Origin of the sequence: Halolamina pelagica (assembly GCF_001307315.1) — an archaeon.
GTDB lineage: Archaea > Halobacteriota > Halobacteria > Halobacteriales > Haloferacaceae > Halolamina > Halolamina pelagica_B.
Window position 1 is genome coordinate 233,141 of sequence record NZ_LGUC01000001.1, and the last position, 12,648, is coordinate 245,788.

Sequence of the window (12,648 nt, forward strand, 5' to 3'; positions counted from 1 at the left end):
GCGGCGTCACGGGAGCAGCACCGCCAGCAGACTCCGGCGGAAGAGAAGGACCGAGAGATTGTTCCAGAACACGAGGAACCCGACGGCGACCAGCAACACCAGGTACACCCGCGCCGCGTGGAGCATCACGTCGCCGAAGCGCTCCGAGCGGCGGGAGACCGACTCGTAGACGGCAAAGCCCGCGACTGCGGTCGCGCCGACGGCGACGTGGACGGCGACCAGCACCGTGGGCGACTGCGTCAGCAGCCACACCATCCAGGGGTTCGACTCGGCGTCTGCGCCGACGACCGCCGCACAGAGCAGCGTCGTGAGCAGGTCGACCGGGAGTAGGAGAAACAGCGCCGCCGCCACCCAGCCCCAGTAGGACTCCCGGTCGACCGTGCCGAGCGAGGGAGGGCGGCGGCGGCGCGTCACTCCACGACGATGTCGGCGACCATCCCCATCCCCTCGTGGGGTTCACAGACGTAGTGGTACTCGCCGGGCACCTCGAACGTGTACTCGTAGCTATGGCCGGTGTGGTAGATGTCCGGTTCCCCGCCCCAGTTCGCGTCCGCGGGCTGGTCGCGGACCACGACGTTGTGGTTGGCGGAGCGCCAGATCCAGCGGACGCTGGTGCCGGCGTCGATGCGGAGCGGGTCGTCCGTCCCCGGCGTGAAGGCGTTCCGTCCGTCGGGGCCGACTTCGACCAGTTCGCCGTCGAAGTTCTCGGTCGGGGTCGACTCGCCGCCGGCACAGCCGGCGAGCGCCGTCGTCGCCGCGAGCGCCGCGGCGCCGCGGCGGAGGAGCGTGCGACGGGGGAGGTCGTGTTCGCGCATACGCGAGCGTGGGGTGTCGTCGGGCAACTGCCTTCCGGTCCCGGAGCGCGAAACGTTTAGGCCCGGGAGCAGTCTACGCATCGGTAGCGAATGGAACTCATCGTCACCGAGAAGGACAACGCGGCCCGTCGCATCGCCGATATCCTCAGCGACGGCACCGCCGACGCCGAACGGGTCAACGGCGTCAACGTCTACGGCTGGGGAGGCAAACGGGTCATCGGCCTCTCGGGCCACGTCGTCGGCGTCGACTTCCCGCCGGAGTACGACGACTGGCGGGACGTCGAACCCCACGAACTCATCGAGGCGCCGATCGACACCGAACCGACCCAGGAGGCGATCGTCGCCGCACTTCGCCGACTGGCCGGGGACGCCGACCGCGTCGTCATCGCGACCGACTACGACCGCGAGGGCGAACTGATCGGGAAGGAGGCGTTCGACATCGTCCGCGACGTGGACGACTCGGTGCCCATCGAGCGCGCCCGGTTCTCCTCCATCACCGAACGTGAGGTGCAGGAGGCGTTCGCGAACACCGGCGAGCTCGACTTCGATCTCGCTGCGGCCGGGGAGGCTCGCCAGACGGTCGATCTCGTCTGGGGGCCGCACTCACGCGGTTCCTCTCGCTGGCTGCGGGCCAGCTCGGCGAGGACTTCATCTCCGTCGGCCGGGTGCAGGGCCCGACGCTGAAGCTGCTGGTCGACCGCGAGCGCGAGATCGAGGCGTTCGACCCCGACGACTACTGGGAGCTGTTCGCCGACCTCACGAAGGCCGGCGGCACCGGCTTCGAGGCCCAGTACTTCTACCTCGACGCGGACGGCAACGAGGCGCGGCGCATCTGGGACGAGTCGGCGGCCGACGACGCCCACGACGCGCTGGCCGCCGCCGAGGGCGCCGCCGTCGAGGAGGTGAACCGCCGGACCCGGACCGACGAGCCGCCGGCGCCGTTCAACACCACGCAGTTCATCCGCGCGGCGAGTTCGCTCGGCTACTCGGCCCAGCGCGCCATGAGCATCGCCGAGGACCTCTACACCGCCGGCTACATCACCTACCCGCGGACCGACAACACCGTCTACCCGGACGATCTCGACCCCGAGGAGCTGCTGAAAGCGTTCTCGGAGACGTTCTTCGGCGAGAGCGTCGACGAACTGCTCGAACAGGACGAGATCGAACCGACCGAGGGCGACGAGGAGACGACCGACCACCCGCCGATCCACCCGACCGGCGAGATGCCCACCGATCTGGACGACGACGAGTGGGAGGTGTACGAACTGGTCGTGCGGCGCTTCTTCGCGACCTGTGCGCCGTCGGCGACGTGGGAGCACCTGCGCGTCGTTGCGGGCGTAGGGGGCGAGGTCTCGCTGCCCTCGGGCGGCGAGCGCGGCCTCTCGCTGAAGGCCAACGGGAAGCGCCTGCTGGAGGAGGGGTACCACTCGGTGTACCCCTACTCCTCGGCCGACGAAACCGTGGTGCCGGACGTGGAGACGGGCGAGGAGCTGGCCGTCAGCGACGTGCACCTCGATGCCAAGCAGACCCAGCCGCCGCGGCGCTACGGCCAGTCGCGCCTGATCGAGACGATGGAGGAGATGGGGATCGGCACGAAGTCGACCCGGCACAACACCATCGAGAAGCTGTACGACCGGAACTACGTCGAGGGCGACCCGCCCCGGCCGACGCAGTTGGCCAAGGCGGTCGTCGAGGCCGCCGAGGAGTTCGCCGACCACATCGTCAGCGAGGAGATGACCGCCCAGCTGGAGGCGGACATGCGCGCCATCGCCGCCGGCGAGAAGGGGTTCGAGGAGGTGACCGCGGAGTCCCGCGAGATGCTGGAGGCGGTGTTCGAGGCGCTCCAAGAGTCCCGCGAGGAGGTCGGCGACCACCTGCGGAAGTCGATGAAGGCGGACAAGATCCTCGGCCCCTGTCCGGAGTGTGGCGAGGACCTGCTCGTCCGGAAATCCCGCTACGGCAGCTACTTCGTCGGCTGTGACGGCTACCCCGACTGTGAGTACACGCTGCCGCTGCCTTCCACGGGCAAGCCGCTGATCCTCGACGAGGAGTGCGAGGAGCACGGCCTCAAGAAGGTGAAGATGCTCGCCGGGCGGAAGACGTTCGTCCACGGCTGTCCGCTCTGTAAGGCCGAGGAAGCCGACGAGGAGGCCGACCGCGTCATCGGCGACTGTCCGGAGTGTGGCGAGGAGGAAGGGGGCGAACTGGCGATCAAGCAACTGCGCTCGGGCTCGCGACTCGTCGGCTGTACGCGCTACCCGGACTGTGACTACTCGCTGCCGCTGCCGCGCCGCGGCGAGATCGAGGTCACCGACGAGGAGTGCGAGGAGCACAACCTTCCCCATCTGGTCGTCCACGGCGACGACGACGAGCCGTGGGAGCTGGGCTGCCCGATCTGTAACTACCGGGAGTTCCAGGCCCGCGAGGCGAACTCCGAACTGGAGACCGTCGAGGGAATCGGCGAGAAGACCGCCGAGAAGCTGGCGGAAGCGGGCGTCGAGGACGTGGAGGGGCTGAAGGAAGCCGATCCCGACGACTTGGCCGAGAGTGTGGACGGCGTGAGTGCCGGGTCGGTGCGGGACTGGCAGGCGAAGGCCGACTAACTCCGACCTTTTACTCGTCGGGTGGGCTTCGCCCACCACTCCTCGCAAAAGCTCGGCCATCACCAGAAGCCGAAGGCTTCTGGTTAGCAGCCAGAATCTCCGATTTCTGGCGACAAAAGGGGGCGCTCGCTTCGCTCGCGCTACGCCACGCTCTCCTCGACGATCTCGATCTCCTCGTCGGTCAGCCCGTACAGCTCGTAGACGATCTCGTCGATCAGGTCGTCGGTGCGCTGGATCTTCGCGTCCAGTTCGTCGGCGCGCTGCTTCGTCTCGCGGTACTGCGCCAGCCCGTCGGCCACGTCGTCGACGCGCGGGAGGGTCAGCGCGCGCAGGCGGTCGACCAGCGAGTTGGTCTTCGTCGCCGTCTCGCGGAACCCCGCGAAGCCGCCAGCTTCGTCGACGGCGACGGGGACGAACGCCGCGATCAGGTCGGCCTCGGTCTCGGAGAGGTCGGTGATCCGCAGCGCCGGCAGGAACTCCGTCTCGGTGTACCCCCACTGGTCGGTCTCGTGGGCGTCCTCGTCCTCGGGCTTGTATCGCGCGGTGAGGCGGATCTCGACCGTCGACGACGACTCGCGAACGACCTCGCAGTCGCCGACGCGGAGGTTCGGGTGCTGCTCCGTCGTCGCCTGGAGGATGGAGTCGGCGGCGTTCTCCGGGGGCTGGGTGAAGCCGATATCGGCGAGGGTCTCGCCGTCGTCGTAGCTACCGAGGTGGTCGGTAAGGTCGAGATTAAGGGAGTTTAGTGTTTTTCGGAGATCACTAGCCCGTTTTGCGAGGCTTCCCAGGTTTTGATCGGAGTCATCGGCGTCAATCTCCGAAATTGCGGGTGGGATGGGAAGGTTCCGAATCGCATGTGTGAAGGATCGTTGGAAGCCACCACGGTACTCGGAGGTAGTAAACTGGTAGAACCAGTTGACGGGGGACGAATTAAGTAGACCAAGGAGGGCGTAGGAGTCCGAAGGGATGAAGTAACAGGTATTTGCCAAATATTGCCCAGACTGATCCATCGCAAAACTACACTCCTTGGAGATATCCGGATAGCATATTTTCTCAGATTCAAAGAACTCTACATACTCCTCTTGACCCTGCTGGAGTTCATACCACTCCTCATCTGTCGCAGTTGAACCAATCTGATCCCGGTAATTCTCCAGATGTGCCTTCACAGCCGGGTACTGGTCGATATTGATCCCCTTCTTTGTGTAGATCAGATAGCGCTGCTCATTTTTGATAAAGTAGCGCTCTATATCAGTTCCCTTCACCAACGGCTTGATGATACTCTCTGCCTCGGAATTACTGGCTATGAGTTCATCTCTGGTCTGCTCGTCAATAACGAAGGCATCGTTGCCACCAGTTTTTATACCCCATCCGATTCCATCGGTGATTGTATTCTGCTTCGTTTCTGTTTTCAGATATTTTGACAGAGTTACCGATTGCTCCTCAAGTGACGATTTTAGTGCTTCTTGTTCTACAGACCCAATAGACCATTTTTCAGCCCCGAAGGAGGAAGGTGGAAGCCCCCCACCAATTTCACCCGCTCGATCTCGGAGGTCTGCAAAGCCGAGGTTGTCAAATTGTGCAACAAATATGTCATCAGTAAGCTTCCTTCCGGCGTCAACAGCCAAGATACACGGATAAGTACTGATACCTTCAAATACCTCTAGATCGCCAAAGTCGAGAATTGACCGTATTTGCCGTTCTGAGAGTATTTCCCGGAGGTTTTCACCATACTGAGACCGCATCCACTTATTCGATACAATAATCGCATACTGCCCATTGGTAAGATCCAAGCTCTGTTCAACAAAATAACCGTAGAGGTCCATCCGTGAGGCATGTACCCGATACTCTGAAGAGAGATAGGGCTTCAGATGTTTGATTTTCTCCATTCGAACATAGGGTGGGTTCCCAATCACCGCATCGAACCCCGCCCCCTCGGCACGCTCCCCATCCGCGCTGAAGAACACCTCGGGGTACTCCAGTTCCCAGTGGAAGAACTGCTCCTCCTCGGCCATCGCCTGCGCCGTCGTGTACCAGTCCTCGTCGTCCTCGATCGCCGTCCACGCCGCCTCGTCGTCGATGGCGTTGGCCATCTGCTTGTACGCGCCCTCGGGCACGTCGAGGTCGAAGCGCTCGGCGGTGTGGACGTTCGCCATGCCGAACAGGCGCTCGTAGAGGTCGTCCTCCCGGATCTCCTCGTAGAGGTCCTCCATGCGCTTGGCGTCGTCGACGGTGCGGTTCTCGATCGCCAGCAGGTCCTCCACGAGCTCCATCACGTGCTCCAGCGCCTGCCGGCGCGTGCGGCTGAAGTCGTCGAACAGGGTGGCCTGCTCCGTGCCGCTGGGCTCGTCCGTGCCGAGGACTTCCGAGATGTCGCTGCCGACGAGGGAGTTGCCGGCCTTCAGGTGGTGATCGAGGAAGGCGAGCGGCTGGTCGGTCGCGAGCGTTTCGAGCCACATGGAGAGCTTCGCCAGTTCGACGGCCATGCCGTTGAGGTCGACGCCGTAGATGCACTCCCGCGAGATCTCCCGGCGGATCTGCTGCTCGTCGAACAGCGTCGCCGTCTCGAGTTCGCGAACGCGCTCCATGGTTGCGCTGGCGAGGTACTCCGTCGCGCTGGTGAGGAAGTGCCCCGACCCCATCGCCGGGTCCAGCACGCGGAGGTCCGTGACGCCGTTCCAAAAGGCGACGACGTACTCCTGCGTGCCGCGTTCGAGCCCCCGCTCGTCGAGGTCGGCCTCCAACTCCTCGATCAGCGGGTCGACCGTCTCCTCGACGATGTAGCTGACCACGTAGTCCGGCGTGTAGTACGCCCCCGTCGCCTTGCGCTCGCCCTCGTCGTTGACAACGTACAGTTCCCCTTGCTCGACGGTCTCGACGGCGTCGGCGACGCTGACCGCCGTGGCGGGCTTCCAGACCTGCCCGCCGTCGGCGGCGACGGCGGCGTACTCCTCGGGCGCGATGCGGAACTCGTGTTCCAGTAGCCCCTCGTAGATCGTCCCGAGGTGGCGGGTGTCGAGGTCGGCGTAGTCCGCCAGCGCGAACGAGCCGTCGACGGTTTCGGTCGTCCCGAGGCGGTAGATCACCTCCGCGATGTAGCGGTCCGAGACCTCGTTCTCCGCGAGGAACTCGTGCTGGTCGCGGTCGAACAGCCCGCCGTTGTACGCCGACACGTCCAGCGAGTCCTCCCCGGAGTCGACGAGGCGGAACAGGTCCTGGAGCTGGCTCCAGATGGAGTGGGAGTACTCGCTGTACGCGGAGTCGAACGTCTCCCCGCTCTCGATTCGGTCGTGGATATCCAGCCGGATCTCGTCGAGACTGAAGTTCTCGCGGTACTCCGCGCGGTCCTCGGGCTCCTCCGGGTCGATCAGGTGGCGCGACTCGGCGTACAGCACGAACATCAGCCGGTACAGCAACACCAGCGACTGCTCTTTCAACTCCGCCAACGCAGCCTCGTCTTCGGGGTCGATGTCCAGATCGTTCGTCTCGACGAACCCCTCCCCGAGCACCCGCAGCGCGGTGAACACGTTGTCCTGTAGGTCCTCGCCGAGTTCCTGTGCGGCCGTCTCGCTCTCGGACCAGACCGTCTCGAGGAACGTACTGCCGCCGACTTCGCGGAACGCTTCGGGCCGGAAGAAGAGGTAGAAGTACTTGAACTCCTGCAGGTCGCCCGACTCCAGGATCTCCGGCAGATCGACCTCGTAGTACGTCTCCGTGGCGTAGTCCTTCGTCCCGTAGAGTCGCCACTTCTTCCCGTCCGTCAGAATCCCCCACTGCAGCGACTCGGGGTGTGTTCGAGGTAGTACTTCACCTGGTGGGAGGCGTCGCGGTAGGACCGCTGCTCGCTAAATCGCTGGGTGAAGTCCGTGTCCCACTGCTTCGCCTCCAGCAACGCGGCCGCCCGCCCGAACGCGCCCGAAAGCTGGCCGTCCTGCTTCATCGCCATCGCGTCCCGTCGATCCGTGGCGTCGTCGTACAGCACGCGGTCGATGTACCCACCGGTATCCGGCAACGAGGTCTCCTGGATCGTGTCGTACCCCAGCGCGTCGAGCACCTCGTCGATCCACGAACCCAACAGCGTGTCCTCGTTGTACCCCGAAACGAGTCCCCCTTCGCTCTCCCAGAGCGACCGCAGTTCCTTGAACACCGCCTCCGCCTCGGCGTCACAGTCCCACTCGTCCAGGTCGTCGACGCGCTCCTGCAAGTAGTAGCCCGAGAAAAGGTCCGAATTCCGGTAGGGCGTGCTACCGAGCGTCGATTGGCTCATAGCGACCACTTCCACCGACGTGACAAGAAACTACGGGACCTTAGGCTACCACGCCCTGCCGCAGCCGCCCCCAGACCGCGTTCGACAGCAGCGCGAACACCACGCCCTCCATCGCCAGCAGCGGCAGCAGGAGGAAGAACGTGAACATCGACGGCCCCGTGAACATGAACGAGAGCACCGAGTCGGCGCCGTAGCCGAGCGTGATCGACAGCGCGATGCCGTAGACGCCGACGGCGACGACGACCGCCGCCGCGCCGCCGACGCTGGCCATGAAGCCTTCCTTCATCAGCGGCGCGTACTCGTCGGCCAGCACGCCCGTCACGAGGCCGCCGGGGATCCCCGCGGTCAGCAACAGCCTCGATACCTGTCCGAGGGTGTTGAGCGCCTCGATGATCGACGACGTGCCCGACGCGTGGGTCAGGAGCACGGCACCGATCCAGAGGGCAGTCGTCGCGCCGCCGGCGAGGACGGCTCGGGAGGGTCGTCGCATACCTGTCTCTCTGCCGGCACGTAGATAAGCGAACTGGTCGCACACCACACCGCGTCACCCGCGAGCGGCGCGGTCCGCGCACTTTTTACCCGCGGACCGAAGACTCGCACCCCATGACCGGCCCGTGGGCACAGTGGGACCACGTCCTGAAGGTGGACCCCGACAAGGAACTGCTGGACGACGAGACGTTCGACGACGTCGCCGCGACGGGCACCGACGCCCTCGAGATCGGCGGCACGATGGACGTGACGAGCGAGAAGATGGCGCGAGTCGTCGACGCCTGCGCGGCCCACGACGTGCCGATCTATCAGGAGCCCTCGAACCCCGGGGTCGTGATCGACCACGAGGCGCTCGACGGCTACCTCGTCCCGACAGTGCTCAACGCGGGCGATCCGTTCTGGATCACCGGCGCCCACAAGGAGTGGGCCCGGATCGACGACGATCTGGACTGGGCGAACACCCACACCGAGGCGTACGTCGTCCTGAACCCCGACGCCGCCGTCGCCGAGTACACCGAGGCCGACTGCGAACTGACCGCCGAGGAGGTGGCCGCCTACGCGGGCGTCGCCGAGCGCATGTTCGGCCAGGATATCGTCTATCTGGAGTACTCCGGCACGTACGGCGATCCGGAGACCGTCGCCGCCGCGGCCGACGAGCTCGACGACGCGACGCTGTTCTACGGCGGCGGCATCCACGACTACGAGAGCGCCCGCGAGATGGGCGAACACGCCGACACCGTCGTCGTCGGCGACCTGCTCCACGACGAAGGCGTCGACGCCGTCGCCGAGACCGTCGACGGCGCGAAAGACGCCTAAACGACCCACTCCGACACCGAGAGCCGCGAGCGCTCGCCGTCGAAGGCGACGTACCAGTCGGTCGGGTACGGCTCGGGCAGTTTCTCCTCGCCGTCCAGCCGATCCCGCAGCGCCGTGAGCGCGTCCGAGCCCGGCAGACACTCCTCGTAGCTCCCCTCGCCTCGAGCGCTCCGGAGGATCTCCCGTTGCGCTTCGGGCGCGTCGGCGAGGTCCACGAGATACGTGTCGGCCAGAAACGCCCGGAACGAGGCCGCGCTGTCGGCCACCTGCTCGGCCGCGAACGCGTACGTGACGCGCTCGGTCGTGCCCGTCTGCTCGCTCGCGACCTCGACGCGGATCGTCCGATCCTCCCACTCGACCCACGTGGTGGCGCCGATCAGTCGAGACCCATCGCCGCCGTCGGGGTACGGCGCGGGTACCTGCCGACCGAGAACCCCTCCGGGAACTGGCCGTCCCGCTCCGCGGGCGTCGCCAACGTGAACGCGCGGCGGTCGTTCTCGGGCAGGTCGGCGAACTGGACGACCTCGGTCCCGGCGGGCGGGGACTGGCCCTGCTCCCACTCGGCGCCGAACTCGAACGCCGGCACGGTGACCGACTCGACGGGCTCGCGGGTGATCCGGTAGACGCCGCCGTCGTGGGAGAACAGCGTCGGCTCCCGGAACGGCAGCTCCGCGTAGGTCGTCCGGCGCGTGCCGTCGTTCTCGACGGTTTCGGCGCCGACAGTTCGTTCCTGGTCGCGGATCCGCTCCTCGAGTGCGGGAACCGGGTCGAACGGTTCGGCGTCGACGTAGACGCCGCTGGTACAGCCGTCGTTGCCGATCCCGCCGAGACAGCCCCCGGCGAGGAGCGAGGCCGCTATCGAGAGGGCACCGCGTCGGTGGAGGGACACGACCGGACGGTCTCGAGGCACCGGCATATGTCTTCTGTCGCTCGTGGGGAACGGGCCCATCGTTCTCGCCTGGGGTGCAACGCGTATCGCCGCCGAGACAGCCGTTTCCCGGGGAAACACCGCGTTTAAAGACGCGCCGGGCGAACTGTCACCCATGCAAGATCGAACGTACGCGGCGGACGTCGACGCCGGCGAGTCGGCCACCGTGGCCGGCTGGGTCCACGAGATCCGCGACTTGGGTGGCATCGCCTTCCTCATCCTCCGGGACAAGAGCGGCAAGCTCCAGATCAAACTCGAGAAAGACGAGATGGAGGACGAGCTGGTCGACACCGGCCTCGGCGTCCACCGCGAGTCGGTGCTCGAAGTCACCGGCGACGTGAAGGAGGAGCCCCGGGCGCCGACGGGGTTCGAACTCGTCCCCGAGTCGATCGAGGTCGTCGCCGAGGCCGACGCCGAACTCCCGCTCGACCCCTCCGGGAAGGTCGACGCCGAACTGCCGACCCGGCTCGACAACCGCACGCTCGACCTCCGCAAGCCCGAGGTCAAGGCGATCTTCGAGATCCGCGCGGAGGTCATGCGCGCGGCCCGGGAGACGTTCCGCGAGCTGAACGCCACGGAGATCAACACGCCGAAGATCGTCGCCACCGGCACCGAGGGCGGCACGGAGCTGTTCCCGATCACCTACTTCGGCGAGGAAGCGTTCATGAACCAGAGCCCCCAGCTGTTCAAGCAGCTGATGGCCGGCTCCGGCCTCGAGACCGTCTTCGAGATCGGCCCGATCTTCCGCGCCGAGGAGCACAACACGCCGCGACACCTCAACGAGGCGACCTCGATCGACTTCGAGTCGGCCTTCGCCGACCACCACGAGGCGATGGACGCCGCCGAGGCGATCGTCGTCGCCGTCTACGAGGCCGTCGCCGAGAACTGCGAGGAACAGCTCGACCTGCTGGGCTACGACGACTTCGACGTGCCCGAGGGCGACTTCCCACGCCTGAGCTACGAGGAGGCGATCGAGCGCATCAACGCCACGGGCGAGCTCGACGAGCAGCTCGTGTTCGGCGACGACCTCTCGACGGAGGCCGAGCGCGCGCTGGGCGAGGACGTGGGGACGTTCTACTTCATCACCGGCTGGCCCAGCGAGATCAAGCCGTTCTACATCAAGGACCAGGACGACGACGAGACGCTCTCGACGGGGTTCGACATGATGCACCCCCGGATGGAGCTGGTCTCGGGCGGCCAGCGTGAACACCGCCACGAGAGGCTGGTCGAAGGGTTCGAACAGCAGGGGCTCGACCCCGAGCAGTTCGAGTACTACACCAAGATGTTCAAGTACGGCATGCCGCCCCACGCCGGCTGGGGATGGGTGGCGAGCGACTCGTGATGACGATGCTCGGCCTGGACAACATCCGCGAAGCCGTGCTCTTCCCGCGAGATCGCCAGCGTCTGAGCCCGTAAGGGCGACGCTCCCGTTCGGTAACGACTACGCGTCCTCGTTTTTTCCCAACGCAGCCGCCACCAGCGCCGCCTCCGCGTGCCGCAGGTGTTCGGCGACGGTGCTGCCCGAGATCCCGAGCGTCGACGCCACCTCGTCCTGCGTCGCCCGCCGCGGGTAGTCGTAGTAGCCGGCCTCGTACGCCGCCGCCAACACCTCGCGCTGGCGCTCGGTCAACGAGTCCGGAGCGGCGGACCACCCCTCCCGCACCGACAGCACCGTCACGTCGGCGACCTCCCGGACGACTGACAGCGCCTCCCGCAGGTCCGTCCCGGAACCGAGGACGGTGAGGTCGACGGGGCCGTCGGCGCGGAAGCGGATCGGCAGCGTCACGACCAGCGTTCCGGCCGTGAGCACGTCGGCGATCGCCCGCTCGTCGCCCCGCTCCCGGATGTAGACGTACGTCTCCCCTTCGGCGGTCGAGAGCACATCGACCGATCGAACCCCCGCTTCGGCTTCGAGCGCCCCACGGACCGCGTCGGCGGCGCCCGCTATCGAGAACAGTTCCGTCGGGTCCGCGAGGTCCGCGCCACCTGAGAGCAACACGGCGTCGCCGGCCCCCTCCGCGGACTGGATCGCCCGGTGGACCGGGATCGTCTCCCCTGCCGGCGGCGTGACCCGGAGTCGCGCCTGCTTCATACCGGCTCGGTTCGCGCGCTTATTAATAAATGACCGTCCATAGGTGGGAGAAGGGCCTGGGCGAACGAGCCCGGAACGACGGGTATGAGCGAGTCACCGGACGCGACGACACGCGTCGACGCCACGACTGCCCCAGCGCCCGACGCACCGCCGCTCGTGGGCCACGCGCTGCCGTACGCCCGCGACCCGCTGGGGTTCGTCGAGCGGGCCGTCGCCGACCACGGGCCGATCGTCTCACTCAACCTCCCGCGGCGGGAGGGACTGTTACTCGCCGATCCCGACGCGATCGGTCGCGTGCTAGTGGGCAGCGCCGACAACTACCGGAAGGGCGAGTTCCAGCGGCGGGAACTCGCGGGGCTGCTTGGTGACGGCTTGCTGATCAGCGAGGGGAGGCGTGGGAGTCCGCGCGGCGGGCGGTTCAGCCCGCGTTCGATCCCGGGCGCGTCGCCGACCACGCGTCGACGATCGTCGACCGCGCCGACGACCGGATCGGGGAGTGGGACGCCGGCGAGACGGTCGACCTGTTCGAGGCGACCGCCGAGGTCACCCTCAGCGTGCTCGGCGAGGCACTGTTCGACACCGACCTCCGGGACGCGACCGAAGTTCGTGACGCGGCTCGGGCGGTGACGGATCGGTTCAGC

The 12,648-nt window shown here is 66.4% G+C and carries 9 protein-coding genes and 3 pseudogenes; 4 read left to right on the forward strand and 8 right to left on the reverse strand.

What is annotated here, in order from left to right; translation table 11 throughout:
* Positions 1-6: 6 nt before the first annotated feature.
* Both SY89_RS01255 and SY89_RS01260 read right to left on the reverse strand, forming a co-directional pair.
* Positions 7-414, reverse strand: a complete 408-nt coding sequence (locus SY89_RS01255; RefSeq protein ID WP_054582837.1) for a hypothetical protein — start codon at positions 412-414, stop codon at positions 7-9.
* Entirely contained in the window at positions 411-815 is a 405-nt protein-coding gene (locus SY89_RS01260; protein ID WP_054582838.1) for a plastocyanin/azurin family copper-binding protein, read from the reverse strand. Before SY89_RS01260 ends, SY89_RS01255 begins: the two co-directional genes overlap by 4 nt.
* A 90-nt stretch (positions 816-905) precedes the next feature.
* Between SY89_RS01260 and SY89_RS01265 the strand changes: the two are divergent.
* Positions 906-3,418 (forward strand): annotated as a pseudogene (locus SY89_RS01265) (DNA topoisomerase I).
* A 140-nt stretch (positions 3,419-3,558) separates the two neighbouring features.
* On the opposite strand, the gene SY89_RS19775 reads toward SY89_RS01265, so the two are convergent.
* The 3 genes and pseudogenes from SY89_RS19775 to SY89_RS01275 all read right to left on the reverse strand — a co-directional run bounded on the left by SY89_RS19775 (position 3,559) and on the right by SY89_RS01275 (position 8,172).
* Positions 3,559-4,680, reverse strand: a complete 1,122-nt coding sequence (locus SY89_RS19775) for a TaqI-like C-terminal specificity domain-containing protein (protein WP_463467452.1) — start codon at positions 4,678-4,680, stop codon at positions 3,559-3,561.
* A 408-nt stretch (positions 4,681-5,088) separates the two neighbouring features.
* Positions 5,089-7,682: pseudogene (locus SY89_RS19780) on the reverse strand (Eco57I restriction-modification methylase domain-containing protein); the annotation flags it as partial.
* Between the two features lie 40 nt (positions 7,683-7,722).
* The gene (locus tag SY89_RS01275) at positions 7,723-8,172 is read right to left on the reverse strand and encodes a hypothetical protein (RefSeq protein ID WP_054582839.1); all 450 of its coding nucleotides are present in this window, start codon (positions 8,170-8,172) and stop codon (positions 7,723-7,725) included.
* 113 nt (positions 8,173-8,285) lie between these two features.
* Here SY89_RS01275 and SY89_RS01280 point away from each other — a divergent pair, with 113 nt between their 5' ends.
* Positions 8,286-8,987, forward strand: coding sequence for a phosphoglycerol geranylgeranyltransferase (locus SY89_RS01280; protein ID WP_054582840.1), 702 nt, complete (start codon positions 8,286-8,288; stop codon positions 8,985-8,987).
* Here the strand turns inward: SY89_RS01280 and SY89_RS01285 are convergent.
* Both SY89_RS01285 and SY89_RS01290 read right to left on the reverse strand, forming a co-directional pair.
* The gene (locus SY89_RS01285) at positions 8,984-9,253 is read right to left on the reverse strand and encodes a hypothetical protein (RefSeq protein ID WP_054582841.1); all 270 of its coding nucleotides are present in this window, start codon (positions 9,251-9,253) and stop codon (positions 8,984-8,986) included. The two genes, SY89_RS01280 and SY89_RS01285, sit on opposite strands and share 4 nt — an antisense overlap.
* Before the next feature lie 110 nt (positions 9,254-9,363).
* A complete protein-coding gene (locus SY89_RS01290; RefSeq protein ID WP_054582842.1) occupies positions 9,364-9,876 on the reverse strand; it encodes a hypothetical protein in 513 nt (170 codons plus the stop codon).
* Between the two features lie 154 nt (positions 9,877-10,030).
* Here SY89_RS01290 and aspS point away from each other — a divergent pair.
* Positions 10,031-11,331, forward strand: a pseudogene (gene aspS / locus SY89_RS01295) (aspartate--tRNA(Asn) ligase).
* 25 nt (positions 11,332-11,356) lie between these two features.
* Here aspS and SY89_RS01300 read toward each other — a convergent pair.
* Complete coding sequence (locus tag SY89_RS01300; protein WP_054582843.1) at positions 11,357-12,007, reverse strand: helix-turn-helix domain-containing protein; 651 nt, start codon at positions 12,005-12,007, stop codon at positions 11,357-11,359.
* Between the two features lie 84 nt (positions 12,008-12,091).
* Here SY89_RS01300 and SY89_RS01305 point away from each other — a divergent pair, with 84 nt between their 5' ends.
* On the forward strand, positions 12,092-12,634 hold the full coding sequence (locus SY89_RS01305) for a hypothetical protein (RefSeq protein ID WP_054582844.1): 543 nt from the start codon (positions 12,092-12,094) through the stop codon (positions 12,632-12,634).
* The last annotated feature ends 14 nt before the right edge of the window (positions 12,635-12,648 follow it).

Coding starts and splice junctions, on each gene's coding strand:
- SY89_RS01300 (WP_054582843.1), bottom strand. CDS start 12,007: ATGAAGCAGGCGCGACTCCGGGTCACGCCGCCGGCAGGGGAGACGATC.
- SY89_RS01260 (WP_054582838.1), bottom strand. CDS start 815: ATGCGCGAACACGACCTCCCCCGTCGCACGCTCCTCCGCCGCGGCGCC.
- SY89_RS01275 (WP_054582839.1), bottom strand. CDS start 8,172: ATGCGACGACCCTCCCGAGCCGTCCTCGCCGGCGGCGCGACGACTGCC.
- SY89_RS01305 (WP_054582844.1), top strand. CDS start 12,092: ATGAGCGAGTCACCGGACGCGACGACACGCGTCGACGCCACGACTGCC.
- SY89_RS01280 (WP_054582840.1), top strand. CDS start 8,286: ATGACCGGCCCGTGGGCACAGTGGGACCACGTCCTGAAGGTGGACCCC.